Raw genomic sequence first — 17,682 nt, 5'->3', positions numbered from 1 at the left:
AATACTATCGCTGGTCGGTTTCGGGGGTCGGTTGAGTTGTAGGCTTTGCAGCCTGCGGCTGGTTTGCCATCTGCTCGAGGCCGCCTTCCCAGTAAAGATGCACCAGATGGCGGCGCAGGCGTTCACGGTTTTCGTGAAAATGGCGTGAGGTGTACCAGTTTGCTCCAGGTTCAATCTCCATATCCGGTGGCTGCTGCCATTTCCAGGTTTCAATCGCTTTTGCTTTTAACTTATCTGTACTGCCTAAAACGCGCGCCGGCACCCCCATAGCGATACTGTTGGGCGGGATGTCGTTGACGACGACCGAGCCAGCGCCGATAATACAATTGGCGCCGATGTGAATATTGGGCAGCAGAATGACGCTCTGGCCAATGACACAATTATCATCAATGATGATGGGGCCGAACATCTGCACATTGGGATCTTCTTCGCGGCAAACCCAGGTCTCGCCATGATGGTTGACAAATTGCACAAAGTTGGCAATGGTGACCCGATTGCCGATTTTTATGAGATAGGGTTCCTGGCCAAGGGTATCCACGATGATGGCACACCCTTCCCCGATCTGCGCACCCTGTTTACGGAAGAATTCGGCTTTTGTAAAGCGGTCATATTTGCCTATTTCCTTGAGGTATAAAAGATGCCGGTATTTCTCCTTGAGCAGATTCCAGTAGTTTTTATACATTTAAATCTCCTCCGCAGCCAGTTTTTGGCTGAGCACTTGGGTCATAATAGCATAGCCGGCGCTGTTGGGGTGCACACCATCATCGGAACATTCAGCGCGCAGGTTGCCTGCCCCGTCATCCAGAGCGCCGGCGAGATCAAGCAGGTCATATTTATTCTTGCTCACATAGTCTTTAAGCCATTGGTTAAATTCCCGGATCTGCCGATTGATTTTCCGGTTATGCTTGGCATCATAAGCCGCAGTAACCGGGATGGTTGTGGCAATAAGCGGCCGGATCGAATTGGCCTGCGCCAGCGATGCCAGCATCTTGATATTATCCTGGCTGATGGAAATCGGCACCTCATGGGCAAAATTCATCTCGCACAGTTTGATGGCCACGGCTCTCGGATGCAGATCCACGACATCATGCTGAAACCGCAGCAACAACTGGCTGGCATAATGACCGTCGATCCCTTTATTGACGATCTTGCGGCCGGGGATCTGACGAGCTGCATCCCAATGGGCTGTGATCGAAGCGCCCAGAAGGACAAGATCCACGGCTTCAGCCTTGTCATTCGATGACGTGAGCCGAGCCTGGAGATTGGAAGCCCATTCATCAGACTGCGCCCAGGCCAAAATCATCTTTTTACGATAGTCATAGGCTTTAAAGAGCACCAGCAACCCGAAGAGGTTCCCCAACAGCGAGATAATCAGAAGCAAGAGTACACTTTTCGACATCACTGATCCTCCATGAAAGATGTGCCGGCAGGCTCACTCCGCTCCTGCCTCCTTAATAGCAGCCGCCAAGGTATCCGGCTGCGCCCTGATTCATTGGGTACTCAGATCCCCTTGGTAAAGGCGCTCATACAGGCTGGCAAAATCCCGCACCATCCGCTCCACTGTAAAACAGCGTTCAGCCTTCGCCCGGGCACACTCGCCGAGGTGCTTCGCGGTTCCAGGATGTGCCAATAACTCCAGAAGGGATCGGGCGATCGCGTTTTCATCACCCGGTGGCACCAGCACGCCATTCACTCCATGATCGATGGCCTCGGGATTGCCGCCGACGGCCGTGGCAATGATTCCCTTGCCTGCCCGCATCGCCTCGATTAATGCGTTGGAGAACCCCTCACTAAGGGAGGGGAGGACAAAGACGTCAAAAAGCTCCATGATTTCGCGCGCATCTTCACGGTTGCCGACAAACTTGAGTGAACCATTCATATGATGACGCTTTATAATCTCAATAATTTTATTTTGATAAGCCGAAACCGCCTCCAACCGAACGGCAAGTCCTCCCACGATCACAAACTGCACCTCCGGAAATTGGCGTAAAACCTGGACGGCCGCCTCCACCAGATATTGCGCCCCCTTGATCGGTCTGAAGTTCATCACGCTGCCAACAACTGGTCGGGTGCCATCTAGGCCCAGCTCGGCGAGCTTGGCCTGGCGCGCCGCGGCTGAAAGTCGGGGTGCAGCTGTGGTGCCGTTATAGAGGGTGATGACCCGGGCCTCCCCTCTCTTCTCTACGGCCAGCAGCTGCCTGCGTAGATCCTCCGAGACACAGATATCCAGGTCGACCAGTGGCGTAATCAAACGCCGCACAAGCCGGTGGACCCCGCGCTCATTGAATCCCTTGTCACGCCGGCTCGAAAGGGCCCAGGGCACGCCAGCCAGCTTGGCCGCCAGACTGCCCAGCACATCGGACATGAAATGATAGGTCTGGACAATATCCACCTTGTGTGTCTTGATCAGCGCTACAAGTTGCCGGAGTTTCCCCAAAGTGGCAAAAGAGTGCAGACGATGCACTGGCAGGGGAAAGACGAGTAGGCCCTCTGCACGCATCCTGTCGATCATAGGACTCTCTTCAGGAAACAAAGGGACTATGATGGGGCGGAAACGTTTTGGATCCAGTCCGGTCACCAGATTGAATAAATGAACCTCCGTCCCTCCTTCCCCAAAAAGGACATCGATGATAAATAACACGGTTATTCGCTTCATCTAACCGGCCTTTTCGCTGTTTCTACCCGCTGGAATATGCTCATTTCCGTGCTCTCGTTCGGGAGATCGGCGTCTCAGCAGGAAAAAATCAAAAAGGCCGGCCAGCTCGCAGGCAAAAATCGCTTTCGTGCCGAACGAGCCATAGCCCGTAAAGTCCTCATCCACACCGATCCGTTTCAGTACGAAAGGATCGCCCCCCGTATTCCAGCCAGGAATCAGGGTACATGCCGCCTGGAAACCAGCCGACTTGAGTAGGTCGATGGTTTCTGAGGTAAAATCGTCCGCTTCTCCGTTGGGATAGGCGAAAAACACAACCGGCTTGCCCGTGTGACGTTCAATGATCTCCCTGGACTTTTGGATCTCTTCAACCTGAACCTCCTGCTCCACGCCTGAAAGAATAACATGCGTCAGGGTATGCGCGCCGAACTCTATTCCGCTATTCTTCATTTCGTTGATTTGGTCCCAGGTCATCATTTCGCTGGCGATGCCTTTGCCTCCATTGCCTTGCTCCTCCAATAGCTGCAGCAGCATCCGGAGCTGCGATTGATCCAGATTTTTCTTGGCATAGTGCACAAGGAACCGGGCAGCACGGAGTTTCTGCTGTTGGGTCGCAACGGTCCACCTTCCCAGGCCAAAAGCAGAAAGGTCCAGGCTGCTGCTTTGGCACGTGATCAAGGCCTGGACGACCTGGTCATACCACAAGTGCCCGCGTTCGTCGATCGGCCCTGCGGTCAGAAAGACAATCGCCGGCAAGGCGTTTCGTTTCAGCACCGGGAAGGCGTTAAAATAGTTATCCGCATACCCATCATCAAAAGACACCACCACGGTATTAGCAAGATCCTGTCCGAGCGATTCTACAGCCTGGGACATCGAAATCACTTTATAGCTAGCCGCCAGATAGCTCATATGGATCGCAAAGTCCCGTGGTGAGATGGCCATGCCCAGGGGATCCATCCGTGGACGATTGACACGGTGGTAAGCCAGGATCTTTACACCCTTGCATGGCCTATGCCTGCGGATAAAACCGGCTATGCCAGAGTAATAGAATACCTGGGCAAGCAAGAGTTTGACTGTTTTTTTCAGGCGCATTCTGCTGCACGCATTTCTACGTCGTGAGCTCGATTCTTATGCTCTTCACCAAGCTGGCGACCAGAGTTCAGTTTTTTCTTCCGCTTTTCCAGAATTTGGCCCAGCCGATGTCGCATGGCGACATACCCATACCGCATGCGACCTGAAAAGGTGTCTCGGTAAAGATGCAGATGAAGAATAGGGCGCCTGATGTTGGAAAATCTGAGCTTGTATTGCTCCTCACCGCGGAGAAAATCAAAATAAAGCCAATCGGAAAGGATGGCCTTTTCTATAGCGAATAAAATCACGGCACTGCCCAGCGAAATGTGATAAAAATCCGAATTAATGCCGGATTGATAGCCGTAAACATGCCGGTTGTGCACAAATACATACAGGATGGCCTGCGCCGTGCCGGAAAGCGAGAGCGTGTATATGCGCACCAGCCCCTGCGCAAAATGGGCGGCCACGAAGGAACGGTGGAATTCGCGGATCCGGGGATCGGCAAAGCCATCCTGCCGGTTCATTGCTCCGGCGCGATATTTGTGGAGTTCATAAAGTCTGTCCAATGCCTGCAACGCCTGCTCGGTCGAGAACACCTCTTGAAATTCCGCCTGATAGCTGCCTTCCAGGGCCTTGCGCTCCCGTCGCAGCTTGGAGCGGCGGCTCTTGCTAAGGCTCGCAAAATAGTCGTCAAAGCTTTCCGGCAGCCGGATAGCATAGGCCTGAGCCTCGACGCTATGGATCAGCAAGCCGGAGTGTCTGCACTCGGCGAACAGTATCTCGTTGTCCGGATTCTCAATGGAGAGACTTTCCCAGGCGATTTCATCCCACCGATCCCGGTTGCGCATGATATAGGAAATGATCTCTGCGAGCGCCGGCAGGGTATGCCCCTTGCGGATGATAAAACCCAGATAATCGGGGCAAGTCGGGCCGCTGCCAATGAAGCTCAAAATCCGTCTCTTTTGCAATGGAGTCCGCCGTAGAATGATACAAAGCGGCGCAATAGCGACCAGATTCCCTTCGGCATCCGTCACAGAAAAGAGAAACAATTCGCCGTCATCCCCGAAGCTTTGCCACCAGCTATACATCCACTCATGGCGAAGGAAGAAGGAGTCAGCCGAGCTGGATTGCAGTAATTCATTCCAAATCTCGGTCATCTGAGCAAATTGTTTCTCTGGGATCAAGGAGACCATGGCACTCCCGGAAATGGGCATTTATTCTTTTAGCGGTTTCCCCCCGGCGGTCATTCTGCAAAGGCCACTTTCATCCGCGCTACCGCTTCGCCTGCCTGCTTGGCGCTGATAAAATTGCTGATTCGCGCCACCGAGTCGAAGTTATCCGGAATGATCTCGTCGTCCTCGATGCGCAGATTAAAAGTTCTTTCGAGGTAGGAAACCAGTTCAATGACCCCGGTCGAGTCGATGAGTCCGCTTCCGGTGAGGGAATCGTCGTCTTTGATCCTACTGCCGTCACCAAACAGGAAGGTTTCGACCACATACTGATACACTTGATCTCGGATGTCCATAGATACTCCTTTTTAGGTGTGGCATCAGTACCCCGGACTAGCCGGTTGATGCAAGACACGAGTGTCAAATGGCCGGCTGCAGCTCAGCGGCCATACTCCAGGGGTGGCATACGCAAAACGGTGGTAGCGCGTTGTTTCTGCGCGATATCCTCAATTACCCGTTGGACCTGGCTCTCTTCCAGATTCAGCGCGCTCGCCAGTTCCGCGGACCCGGCGCCTCGTTCACTCTCCAGCCAGATCTTGTCCATAATCCCGAAGGGGATACGGAAAAAGAACTCCTCCTGCGTGACCTCGGCGGGGTAGGTGTCCGTGGTGGGTTTGCGCTGGATGATGGCCTGCGGGATCTCCAGGTACTCCGCCAGCTGATAGATTTGGGTTTTCAAGAGATGTAGGATGGGCATGAGATCTGCGCTGCCGTCGCCATTCTTCACAAAAAATCCAAGCATGTGCTCGTTTTTATTGCCGGTGCCCAGAACGGCATAGTTGCGTAATTCGGCGTGATAGTACAGCATGGTCATGCGCAATCGCTGCTTCATATTCGAAGCCGCTACGATCTGGGCGTACTCGGTTGGACCCAGTCTTTTTTGCTGCTCCCGGCCGTGATCATCCACCAGGGTGATGGCAAAGACATGAAGTCGGTCGTTGGAAAGCGGCGTGGACTGCAGGGTGATTTTAAAAGGCATGCCCGGCCGGTATTCGGGAAAAATCCGTTGTACGGCTTCATCCCGGCGCAGGTAGGCCCCCATCCCCTCCAAACCCGCCGTAATCTCCTCGACCAGGAACTCGATGCCCAGTTTTTCCGCCAGGGCTCGGGCCAGTTCCAGACTGACCGGAGTGGAGTCCTTCTCGGGTAAGGCCAACGCGACAACCCGCTCGGATCCCAGAGCGCGAACGCTCAGGGCAGCCACAACGGCAGAATCAATCCCACCGCTCAAACCCAGTACGCCGCCACGCTTTTTCAGCGTAGAGTAGACGCTGCTGCGGATCCAATCGCATAAAGGAGTGATCCATGCGTCCGGACCGGCCTCTTCACTCCATACCTGTTTCATAGTTCTCCCAATCTTGGGGTTCGGCATCAAGTTCATACGGCCTTGAAGGCACGTTGAGGGGCCGTCAATCGGACGGGGGCCGGGCATGCTGATTGGCGCTCAAGGTGCCTGCCGCAAGCAGTTCGGCAATTCGTTTTTTGTCGATCTTGCCGTTCCCCGATTTTGGCATCTCCTCGATGAACAGGATCTCCTGCGGTACGCAGAAACTCTCCAGGCGGCCGGCGCAATGGCGCGCGATCTCGGATGCCTCGACGGGTCGCCGATCTGAAAGTTTGACGACGGCCACGATCGCTTCGCCCAGGACAGGATCCGGCCTGCCGAGAACAGCCGCCTCTGCAACCCCCTCGAACTGGTAGAGGACATTCTCCACTTCGCGCGGACTGACTTTCTCACCACGGCATTTAATGATGTCGTCCTTGCGGCCGATAAAATAGAGAAATCCCTCTTCATCCTGCCTGAAGATATCGCCGCTGTACAGCATCCGTTCATAGGGATGAAGGCCGGGGCGCAGCGCGCGACTGGTCTCCTCCGGCAAGTTCCAGTAGCCCTGCATCACATTGGCGCCGCGCACCACCAATTCACCCGGTTGACCCGGCTTTACCGGCCGGCCGTTTTCATCCACGATATAGGTTTCACAATTGGGCATCGCCTTGCCCACCGAGTTCGGCCGCCGGTCCAGCTCTTCCGGCGGGAGGTAGGCCACCCGCTTGCATTCCGTGAGGCCGTACATCGAAAAAAGCGTCACGGCGGGCAGCGCCTCCCGCAGCCGGCTGATGAGGGTGGTGGGAAGCGCCGCGGCGGTATTGCTGATATAGCGAAGATGAGGAAACCTATATTTTTCCAAAACCTTCGCGTTCAACAGCAGGGCGAAAAGCGTCGGCACACCGGGAAATCCCGTCACCTTTTCCTCGAGCAGGCGCTGAATGATCAGATTGGGGTAAACAAAGTCTTTCTCCAGAATGAGGGTGCCGCCGAAGCTCAGAACCATCAGCAGCTGGTAGAGTCCGTAATCAAACGAAAGTGGCAGGGCACAGAGCACAATGTCTTCCGCGGTGTTTTGCAGATAGGTGGTGATGGAGGTGACCGCCGAATGCATGTTCAAATGGGTCATCATCACCCCCTTGGGATTTCCCGTGCTCCCAGAGGTGTAGATCAGAGCGGCCAGATCGATGTCAATAATCCGCGGTAGGGTGGCCTTCATTGCTGGCCGAACCAGGAGTTCCGCCAAATGGGCCGTGCTGCCTTCACCTGCATCGGGCTGGTCGAGGAAAACGGCCTGCAGGGCCTTGGCGTCGCTCCGCACCTGAGCCAGATCCAGACGGCGCGCCGCCTGGGTAATAAGGACCCTGGCCCCGCAATCGTTGAGTACATAGATCAATTTTTCGTATTTCGTCGAGGGATTGAGGCAAACAAAGACCCCGCCGGCCAGAAGTACAGCGAAAATGGCGATGCAGGTCTCTGCTGAATTGTCCATGTATAGCAAAACACGGTCGCCGCGCTGCACGCCATGGCAAATCAATGCCCGCGCCAGGCGATCGGCGGCCTCAGCAAAGCCCGCATAACTGTAGATAGCTTTTCCCGCCTTCAACGCCGTTTTTTCCGGCTGCCGCGCCGCATTTTCAAGGAAACGATCATGTAGTAACATGGTGCAAGGCGCCTTTCTCGGCATAGCTTCCCGGATCACTGCGCTTGTCATAAATGAGCCATTCATTGTGCTGTCTGGGACTCAACGAGAGGCCCGGCTTGCCAAAGAGATCCTGCAGCATTTGCACGCTGGTGATCAGCATCAACGCCATCTCTTCCCGGGCTGAGACCGTACGTTGCGGATTCACAAAATGGTTATGGAGCAGCTGTAGCTTGCGCGGGTCGAACAGGCCGTTCTCATGGACTTTGTCTGGCTGGAAGTAGGTGGAGAGCTGGTCCAGTGAAGCCAAGTACAAATCGCGGATAGGAGCCCGGTAGGGCATCTTGGGGCGCTTCACCACGCTCTGCGGCAGCTCGCGCCTGAAAGCTCTTTTGAGGATCCATTTTTCGTTAAGAGCGCGCAGTTTAAGATTGGGAGCGAGATGATTCGCCAGTTGAATCACCCGTTTGTCAAGGAAGGGATAGCGGCCCTCGATGCTGTGGCTCATCAACATGCGGTCTCCCTGCGAGCAAAGCAGATAGCTGCCAAGAAAAATGTAATACTCGAGGAAATGGCAGCGGGCCAGGGGATCGAGTCCATCCATCATACCCGCCAGCTGGTGCTGGAGTTCATCCACCGGATCATAGCCGGCGAGCTCATCGAGGACCTCCGGGGCAAAAAACTGCAGAATGAAAGCGCCGTTTTGCCAGCGCAGGCGATGTGAGTAAAAAGGATCCTCGGTTTGCGTAAAACTGCGCATGAAAAACTGCTGCCAGAAAGAGTTGTTCCGTTTGTCCCGGGCATCGAGATAGGGATAGAGCTTGAGCATCAGGATGGGACGCCAGGTGGACTGGGGCTGGCGAGCAGCGAAGCACCGTAGTTTGGTCTCCTTGTAGATGTTATATCCGGAGAAAAACTCATCTGATCCTTCGCCCGTCAAAACGACTTTATAACCGGATCTCTGAACCTGCCGGGAAAGCAGAAAAAGCGGTATGGGCGCACTGCGAAGCAGCGGTTTTTCTGTATGCCAAATGACTTCGCGGAGGTTCTCACCCAGGTCGTTGTTGTGGATTTGCAGGGCGGTGTGGTCCGTTTTAAAATACTGCGAGACCATCTCCTGAAAGGGGGTCTCGTCATACTGTGGGTTGTCGAAGCTGATGGAGAATGTGCGCAGATGGCCCGAATGCAACCGTCTTATCAATCCGGTTGTTATGCTCGAATCGAGTCCGCCGCTGAGGTAAGCTCCCACAGGAACATCGGCGCGCAGCCTGACGCGGACGGCATCTTCGATCATGTCATGCACAGTTTCAGCGGCCAGGTCGGGATCGGTGATTTGATCATTGGGAGCACACCGGTATTCCGGGGCCCAATAGCGCACCTCCTGCACATAGCCTTCCTGAACGCGCATGTAACATCCGGGTCTTACCTCCTTGATGCCGGTGAAGGGGGTTTTTCCCGGGAGGGGCGACCAGAACACGCAGGTTTGCGCCAGCACCGTGACATCGAGTTTGTGACGCACCCCCGGTAATTCGCCAAAGGCCTTCATCTCCGAGGCAAAAGCAAAAAAGTTGTCCGCGATATAATAGAGCGGGCAGATGCCGACATGATCGCGAGCGAGAAACAGCTGGTGATGCTTCTGGTCCCAGATGGCCAGAGCGAACTGGCCGTTGAGCATTTTCAGCATCTCTGCGCCGAACTCTTCATAAAGATGCAGCAAAACCTCGACATCACAGCGGGTGACGAAGTGATGCCCGAGTTGACGCAACCGTCTGCGAAGTTCAACATAGTTAAAGATTTCACCATTGCAGACCAGCCAGACCGTGCCATCCTCGTTGGAGATGGGTTGACTACCGCCATAGAGATCGATGATGCTCAGCCGCGATTGACCGATTCCAATATCGTCATCCAGGTAGAGGCCGGACTGATCAGGACCGCGATGGCGCAGTTGGTTCACCATGGCCTGCAACAGGGGTTGCGGGTTCCTTGTCAAATACTGCCAAGAAAAAATGCCAGCGATTCCGCACATAAAAGCCTCACGGGTAAGTAACGACGGTCTGCTGATTGGCAGTCATGGGATGGTAATCTGGCAGGAGGTCCGCCAGCGCGCGACGCAAGGTCTCGGCATCGCCGGTTGCCGAAAGCTCGATAAGGCGATCAAGCCGGGGGGCAAACTCCGGCAAGGCATGGATGCGCTTGGGGATGACCCGGTTGATCAGATTGTGGCTCGTGGAAAGACAGGTTTCATCCGCACCCACCAACTCCTCAAAGAGTTTTTCGCCGGGCCGTAATCCGATCTCCCTGATATCGATGTCAGCATAGGGCCGGTAACCGGCAAGCCGAATCATATCAGCCGCGAGCTTGGCAATCTTGACGCGTTGTCCCATGTTGAGAATGTAGATCTCACCGCTTTCGCCAAAAGTCACCGCCTGGAGGATCAGATTGACAGCCTCCGGGATGCTCATGAAAAATCGCTCAATCTCCTTGTCGGTGATGGTCACCGGTCCGCCATCCCGGATTTGTTTCATAAAGACCGGGACGACGCTGCCATGACTGTTCAGGACATTGCCAAATCGAACCGTGATGAAGCGGGTGTTGCTATAGGGCGCAAAAGCCTGAAAGAGCAGTTCGACGGCCCGCTTTGTGGCGCCCATCACACTGGAGGGATTGACCGCCTTGTCTGTGGAGACGAAGACAAAATGGTTCACACCAAACCGGTCCGCACACCGGGAGAGGACCCGCGAACCGAGAATGTTATTGCGGATGGCTTCATCCGGATTGCTTTCACTCAAAGGAACATGCTTTTGCGCGGCGGTGTGGAAGACGATTTCCGGCCGGAAATCGGCAAAGAGATGCTCCATTTTCTCGATATCGGTGATATCCCCTAGCACATAGCGCGCATTCTTACCATTGCGGCCGTCCAAATCGCACTGCAGCTCGAAGAGATAATTCTCGCTGCGGTCGAGCAAGACCAGCTGCTGGGGATGGTATTCAATAATCTGCCGTGCGAGTTCGGAGCCTATTGATCCGCCCGCGCCGGTGATGAGGATGCGTTTCTGTGTGAGCGACTCCCTGATGGCCCCCAGATCCAGGCTCAACATGCGTCGCCCGATCAGATCGGTGACGTCGACTTCCCGCACCTTCGAAAGATAAATCCGGCCGCTTACCACATCCGAAATGGCCGGAACGATGCAATGCTTGAGATTGGCTTTTTCGCAGTAACCCAGAATATCATGCAGCTCTTCGGAAGAGAGATCGCTGATGGCAATAAAGATCTCCTCGACCCGGAGCGCCTTGGCTATGTCGGGGATCAGCTTGCGGTTGCCATAGACCCGGATACCCTGCAGTTGGGTCCCGACCTTCAGAGGATCATCATCAATAAACCCGACGATCTGAAAGGGATGACCGTTTTTGTTTTGTTCGCGGATCAGCATATCGCCGATGTCGCCGGCACCGACAACCAAAACCCGTTTCGCAAGCGAATAGTCCTTGGGCGGCTTCTTTTCGCTTTCCAGCCGGAGCAAAGTCCGGACGAAAGCCATCGAAGTGGTCAACAGGATCCAATTGATCAAAAAAACCGAGCGTGAATGCTCCCTCCAGCCGAGGAAAAAGATGGCAATGACGATGGCAATCGAGCTGTACGTGCTGGCCTTGGCCATGCGAAAGAGGTCGGTTAATCCGATGTATTTGTAAAGACTTTGGTAAAGTCGCAAGGTGATGAAAAAGGTGCCGCTCACGGCCAGGACCAGGGGCAAGCTCTGGAAAAAGTTGCGGTACTCTTGCCGAGGGATGATCCAGTCAAAACGCAAACAATAGGCAAAGAAATAACAGATCAACACCAGGGCCATGTCGATGATAAAAAGCATCGGCCAGCTGGCCTTTTTCTGCTGATAAATGGGCCGGAACAGACCACCCAGGATGGCTACCAGACTGCGCCCGATGAGAGCCAGGTCCGTGCGCAGCCGCGGTTTTAAACTGTAGGCTAGATCGAGTTTAAGTTTCTCCGGAAGGAGATGATGAATGTAATAGGCCTCGACATTTTCAAGGTGATCCGGCAGCATCTCGGCTTCATTGCGGCCGATGATCTGAGCCGGTCCCACCAGCCCCGGGCGGACCTCGAGAACCCGGCGCTGCTCGTCGGTGTAAAGAGCGACCATGCTGGGAATTTCCGGACGCGGGCCCACAACGCTCATCTCTCCGATCAGGACATTATACAGTTGTGGCAGTTCGTCCAGCTTGGTCAGCCGTAAAAGGTGACCAAAACGCGTTTCGCGGGGATCATTCCGCGGCGAAACTCCCGGGCCTTTCGTAGCGGCATCCACCACCATGGTACGCAGCTTGAACAGGGTGAAAGGACGCCCGTATCGTCCGATCCGGACCTGACGAAAAAGAGCGGGGCCTTTCGAGGTCAAACGGATAACCACGGCTGCTAGGATCAGGAAAGGCAGCGCAGCCAGCAGTCCGATTAATGAGAAAATGATATCAAACAGTCGCTTTATCACCTCATCCTCCCCTAAGTGAGATCAAAGCGGTTGATAGTGCACTGATCCGATGGCTTGTCCCCCAACCACCAGCGGATTTGTCGCCACCCGGGAAGCATTCTAAACACCTGCCCCTCCCGACTTTTTATTTTCAGCACCGGCGTAATGGTAGGCGTAATACTTGTGCTGATAGTAATACGGCAGCACCTCCCCCATATCGTTTAGCACAACGCCAAGGACTGGTTTGTCGATCTCCAGCAGCATTTCCGTCGCCCGCTTGATCACCTCACGATTGGTATGACCAGAGAGGATAACCAGGAGGATGCCGTCGACATAATCGGCCAGTTTGAGGGTGTCGCTGACACTCAAAATAGGAGGAGAATCGACGATGATGCTTTCATAATGCGAACTCAGATGGTTGAATAGCTCCCTGACCTGTTTCGAGCTGAGCAGTTGAAAGGGATTGGGCACGGTATGTCCCGCTGAAATGACATGCAAGCCGGGAAAGGGTGTGGTCTGGATGGCTTGGCTCAAGTCGAGCCCCTCACCTAGAATCTCGGTCAAGCCATTGGACTGTTCCAGTCCCAGCTTGAGATGCAGCGTCGGACGGCTCAAATCGGCATCGAGGATCAGATGATTATTCCTGGTCGCCAGAGCCGCCGTGATGCCCAGATAGGTCGAAACCGTGGTCTTGCCTTCGCCTGCAACCGCACTGGTCACCATAACTATCCGGGGACGGTGGCCGTCGCGCGCCGCGTGGATGCGGGAATAAAGGCGGAAAAACTCGGCAAAATAGGGCGATCGCTCGTTGTACTCCTGGAGGCCCTTCAGCGTACCGTTCCGGAACATTACTCCTCCCTACCTGAGCAGAATACGATAAATGAGCATAACCGAGATGAATGCTATCAGCGGCAGCGCAACAGCAACCGCAACCCGGCGATGTTTGCGGCGCGTGATTTCATAGGTGGTTTCGATCTTGGGAATGGCCGCGAGCACAGGCATCTTGAGGAGGCGCTCGACGTCTTCGGTGGTGCGCACCGAGACATCCAGCATCTCGCGCAGGAAGACCAGACCCAATCCCAGTCCCAATCCCGCCAACAAAGCAAAGATCATCGTCTGCTTGCGCTTGGGCTTGATGCGCTCCAGAGGCCTTTGTGGTTCCGACAACAGTTTGAATTTCATCTGGGATTCTTTGACCTGGGCCGATTCACGCATCTGGGTTCCACGCGCGGTCTGCAGGAGCAAGTCGTAAATTTCACGGTTTGTCGTGACATCGCGCTCCAGCTTCGCGCGCATGCCCTCCTGAGAGGGCTGACGGCGAATTATATTGTTGTGCACTTGGATGATATTCTGGAGAATCTCGCTGGTGCGTTGGAGTACTATGGTATCGAGACGGATCTCCTCCAGCCGAATCGCTGCCGTTATGACCTCTTGGGACTGGCCGCGGAGAAGATTAGCGATATCGGTCTGAAAGTGATTGTAAATTTCCTGCTTGAGCTGGCCGATCTCTTCATTGAGGAGGATGATCTCGACATCCCGCCAGCTGAATTTTTTCAAAAGCTCGCACACATCCTCTGTCCGTTTGAGCATGCGCTGGCGCAAGTCCTGGGTATCACGGTCTAACTGGGTTTCATAAGTGAGCGGCAGATCGTGAAGCGGGCCCTTGATCAATTTGTTGACTTGATCCCGCTTGGCTTGCAGATCGATCTCGGTCGAAAGCTTGACCGACTGAATCTCGGCAAGATTGCTGGCATTGACCTGATTATCGCTCAATGCGGTCTCGGTGATGCCCTGATTGAAGGCCGCAAGCCGGCTTTCGCTGTCTTCCAGCCGTTTGCGGTAGATCTCCAACTGCTGTTCGCTGAACGTGCTCGCAACGGAGGTCGTCTGGATCTGGTTGCGCTGGGATTCCGCAATAGCCAGATGGGTCACCAGGGAGGCCAGACGATGGGCACCCTCCGAGGTCGGGCCTTTGGCCGAGATTTCGATCAGATTGTAGGCGCGCATGCGGGTGCTGATATGCTGCAGCAGGTACTCGATGCCGACCTGGTTTGCGACCACCTTCCGGTCGATAAGAGGATTTTCAGAACTGAGCTGATTGATCTTGGCCCTGATCTTGGGATCTTGCTGAATATTAAGGCTGTCGAGCAGAGCCAGCAGAAATCCCTCACTGGTGATCCTGCGGCGGAAATATTCGACCTCATCATAGCGCGGCGCCCCGGGGACAAACCGCAATTGGGCGCTCGAGAGAATTTCGGCATCGACGATCATCACGGTGGCTGTGGATTCATAAACCGGGGTCGTTACCAGGGCGTAAATCAGCCCGATAATCAGGGCTACCGCCGTGCTGATAATCAGGTAGTAACGGCGGCGCCATAGCAGCTGCCGCCAGATTTGCCAGTCTCTTGTATTGGAATCAAGTCCCATACGCTGCCTCATGAATGGTCGGCTTAGTGCGTTGCGATCACGCTATACGCCAGGCCGGTAAGGATCGCACCGGTGAAAATCATGAAAAAATTCCAGGCCACACTCTCTCTGAACACTTTTTTGCGGGGTACAAAAATGGTGTCACCGGCCTTGACCATAAAAAAAGAAGGAGAACTCTCATCGCTGTATTTTTCGACATTGACCCGTGTGACGCTGGAGTAGACGCCATCCTTGCGGATCACCCGGACCTCGCTCAATTTGGCTTGCGCTGTAGGCCCGCCGGCGGTGATCAGAGCCTCCAGTAGATTCAGTTCCTTGTTGAAGGTGATCACCCCGGAACTTCCCACTTCCCCGTAAATGAAAAGAACGTTGGGCTGTGGCTGCACCGACTGGATGCCCGAGCTTGCAGAACCGCCCAGCACAGCGGGGATATAGATGTTATCTCCGGCCTCGATCGGCGGCAAGAGCTGGAAATTACGGTTTCTCAGGATATCCGCCAAATCGACCGTAATCGTGCGCGGCACGCCTTCCTCTCCCTTGCGGATGATCAGGACATTGCTGAGATTGGCGGTCTCCAGCGGTCCACCGGCTTCCGAAATAATGTCCCAGAGATTGGGAATCACTTCGAAGGTGTACTTGTTCGGCGTCCGGACATGGCCCATGACGTAAACCTTGCGGCTGCCGTACTCGGAGACCTTGATCGATGCACTGGTGATGCGGCGGTTGTAAAGAGAGATGCGCTCGACGATCTCATCCGATAGCTGCTGAAGGGTCAGCCCATCGGCCTTGATCGCACCGCCAATCGGTAGAATGATATTGCCAGTGGCATCGACCTTGGTGGTGACATTCAATTCGGTGTCCTGCCAGAAGGTAATCTCGAGCACATCATCTTTGCCAATGGTATATTCCTGCGTCCATGCGCCGCAAGCCAGAATCAGGAGCAGTAGGGCCACAATGGTAGGAGTGGAAAGGCGGCTATTCATGGTTCATCTCCAAATTAACCGAAAATCATGGCATGGTGATGCCGTAGACCAGATTGCTTCCCGTCGATCTCCCCTCCAAATCATAAACGAAGACCCGATAGTAATAGCTGGTATTGGCCGCCAGACCCACATCTTCGTGTGTCGTATTAGAGATGGAGTTGATGATCACGATGGGCGTTCCAGTGCCATCGATGATCTGGGTCGTCGACCGGAATATTCGATAGCTGGCAAAATTTACGGCGCGGCTCAGGCTCCAGGTGAGCCGCAAGGTGTTAGCTCCACTGGCCGCCGGCACCGCTAACAAGACCGCTTCAGGTTGTTGATCAGCAAGCGTGGTGACCGAAAGCGGGTTGCTGGCACTCGAATTGCCCGCCTGATCGCGGGTATACAGCCGGTACCAGTAGGTGGTATTGGCCTGAAGCCCGGTGTCCAAATACTGCGTCGTGGTTCTGGAGGAGATCAAGGAGACTTGAGTGGCCCGGCTGTCCACGCCACTATCGGTGCCACGGAACAGTCGGTAATCAGCAAAGTCCTTCTCGCCGTTCATATTCCAGCTCAGGAGCAGCGAGGAGGTCGTTACATTCACCGGAGGTTGCAGGATCGCAGCTTGCGGTGGTGCATCAGCGACGGTCCAGCTGCTGACGATATTGCTCCCCGACATCAGTCCCCTTTGATCGCATACATAGAGCCGGTAAAAATACTCATGATTGCTGACCAGAAGAGAGTCGACGTAATGGTTGACCGAGGCCAGACCGAATACGGCCACCAACAGGGCAGATGAATCAACCCGGGCGTCATTCGACCGGAAAAGCTTGTACAGTGAAAAATCTGCATCGGAATTGGTCGTCCAGGTCAGATGCAACGCATCATCGCGGTTACTGACATGGGACGGGTTGGAAAGGATGACGGCCCGCGGCGGATTCTCGATCGTCAAAGTCTGCTCGGAGGTGAAGGGATCGGCTTTGTTGCCCGCAATATCCGTGAACGTGCCAACGACCGGCACCTCGAAGACATCCGCGCAAGGCGGTAATTTATAATCCAGGGAGTACCTCCCGTCTTGGGCCGTAGCATCCCCATGCGTTCCATCATCGTAAAGTCGCAACGTCCCGACAACCGGCCCCAGATCCACAAAAGCATTTCCATTTACCTCGTCCGTTCGCAAAACGATACCCACAATATCGCCCGTGCGATAGACCGCGTCTTTGGCTCGCAGATTCAGGCTGATAATGCTGGCACGGGTATCCACGATGATATCATCCGCAACCGGCGATCCCGTCTGGTTGCCTTCGCCATCCAGGAAAGTGGCGTAGACAAATTTGCGCCCATCCCCGGATGCAAAGGACCAGTTCAACTCCTGGACGTAACGCTGCCAGACCGCGCCGGTAAAAAGTGAATCCGCGGCCACTTTGACATAGCGCGTCGTGGCGGGTGCAACGAAACGCAGTTGGACGGTCGAAGAATTGGCGTAGAGCGCCCCAGCGTTGATAAGGACTGAAAAGAGACCCGGGCGCGCCGAAACCGGCGCTGAGGGTTCACTCTGGAGACCGTTGAGGTTGCGAGCGACAATGCGATAGGAATAGCTGTGCCCGTTGATCAGGTCCTTATCCAGATAAACCGTGGTGAGACAGGAATCAATGAGGTCAAAGCTCCGATACGCACTATCCGCACGGAAGATGTAATAGGTGCTGATCGTGCCGGCTGGAGCATTCCATGAGAGTGCGACCTCGCGATCGCCGACCTGGGCGATGAGGTGGCTTGGAGCATCGGGATACTCCTGCCGTGATTTCCGTTGAGGTTCATTGATTTGCTCGCATCCCCATAGGCCGAGGATAAGGAGTCCTTGAGCGAATACGATTTTTACCTTCATCTCCG

At 54.7% G+C, this 17,682-nt stretch carries 14 protein-coding genes; all 14 read right to left on the bottom strand.

What is annotated here, in order from left to right:
- Positions 1 to 4 precede the first annotated feature (4 nt).
- A complete protein-coding gene (locus PLH32_04420) occupies positions 5 to 682 on the bottom strand; it encodes an acyltransferase (protein HQJ63837.1) in 678 nt (225 codons plus the stop codon).
- On the bottom strand, positions 683 to 1,399 hold the full coding sequence (locus PLH32_04415; protein ID HQJ63836.1) for a GDSL-type esterase/lipase family protein: 717 nt from the start codon (positions 1,397 to 1,399) through the stop codon (positions 683 to 685).
- 90 nt (positions 1,400 to 1,489) lie between these two features.
- Positions 1,490 to 2,656, bottom strand: a complete 1,167-nt coding sequence (locus PLH32_04410) for a glycosyltransferase (protein ID HQJ63835.1) — start codon at positions 2,654 to 2,656, stop codon at positions 1,490 to 1,492.
- The gene (locus PLH32_04405) at positions 2,657 to 3,745 is read right to left on the bottom strand and encodes a polysaccharide deacetylase family protein (GenBank protein HQJ63834.1); all 1,089 of its coding nucleotides are present in this window, start codon (positions 3,743 to 3,745) and stop codon (positions 2,657 to 2,659) included.
- A complete protein-coding gene (locus tag PLH32_04400) occupies positions 3,736 to 4,917 on the bottom strand; it encodes a GNAT family N-acetyltransferase (GenBank protein HQJ63833.1) in 1,182 nt (393 codons plus the stop codon). The genes PLH32_04405 and PLH32_04400 overlap by 10 nt, the downstream gene beginning before the upstream one ends.
- Before the next feature lie 50 nt (positions 4,918 to 4,967).
- A complete protein-coding gene (locus PLH32_04395; protein HQJ63832.1) occupies positions 4,968 to 5,249 on the bottom strand; it encodes an acyl carrier protein in 282 nt (93 codons plus the stop codon).
- Positions 5,250 to 5,332: 83 nt separating this feature from the next.
- The gene (nadE, locus tag PLH32_04390; protein ID HQJ63831.1) at positions 5,333 to 6,298 is read right to left on the bottom strand and encodes an NAD(+) synthase; all 966 of its coding nucleotides are present in this window, start codon (positions 6,296 to 6,298) and stop codon (positions 5,333 to 5,335) included.
- 64 nt (positions 6,299 to 6,362) lie between these two features.
- Complete coding sequence (locus tag PLH32_04385) at positions 6,363 to 7,943, bottom strand: AMP-binding protein (GenBank protein HQJ63830.1); 1,581 nt, start codon at positions 7,941 to 7,943, stop codon at positions 6,363 to 6,365.
- Positions 7,930 to 9,948, bottom strand: coding sequence for an asparagine synthase (glutamine-hydrolyzing) (gene asnB, locus PLH32_04380; protein ID HQJ63829.1), 2,019 nt, complete (start codon positions 9,946 to 9,948; stop codon positions 7,930 to 7,932). Before asnB ends, PLH32_04385 begins: the two co-directional genes overlap by 14 nt.
- A gap of 7 nt (positions 9,949 to 9,955) precedes the next feature.
- Positions 9,956 to 12,421: an SDR family NAD(P)-dependent oxidoreductase gene (locus PLH32_04375; GenBank protein HQJ63828.1), complete on the bottom strand. Its 2,466-nt coding sequence runs from the start codon at positions 12,419 to 12,421 to the stop codon at positions 9,956 to 9,958.
- Between the two features lie 99 nt (positions 12,422 to 12,520).
- The gene (locus tag PLH32_04370; protein ID HQJ63827.1) at positions 12,521 to 13,249 is read right to left on the bottom strand and encodes a CpsD/CapB family tyrosine-protein kinase; all 729 of its coding nucleotides are present in this window, start codon (positions 13,247 to 13,249) and stop codon (positions 12,521 to 12,523) included.
- 9 nt (positions 13,250 to 13,258) lie between these two features.
- Positions 13,259 to 14,827 (bottom strand): GNVR domain-containing protein, encoded by a 1,569-nt coding sequence (locus tag PLH32_04365; protein ID HQJ63826.1) that lies wholly within the window; start codon positions 14,825 to 14,827, stop codon positions 13,259 to 13,261.
- Between the two features lie 23 nt (positions 14,828 to 14,850).
- Positions 14,851 to 15,810: a polysaccharide biosynthesis/export family protein gene (locus PLH32_04360; protein HQJ63825.1), complete on the bottom strand. Its 960-nt coding sequence runs from the start codon at positions 15,808 to 15,810 to the stop codon at positions 14,851 to 14,853.
- Between the two features lie 25 nt (positions 15,811 to 15,835).
- Positions 15,836 to 17,677, bottom strand: a complete 1,842-nt coding sequence (locus PLH32_04355; protein ID HQJ63824.1) for a fibronectin type III domain-containing protein — start codon at positions 17,675 to 17,677, stop codon at positions 15,836 to 15,838.
- Between the last annotated feature and the right edge of the window lie 5 nt (positions 17,678 to 17,682).

It is taken from the genome of bacterium (genome assembly GCA_035419245.1).
In the GTDB taxonomy this organism is placed as follows: Bacteria; Zhuqueibacterota; Zhuqueibacteria; order Residuimicrobiales; family Residuimicrobiaceae; genus JAKPUX01.
Note: the sequence above shows the minus strand (reverse complement) of the source record. Positions and strands in the feature narration are given on the sequence as shown.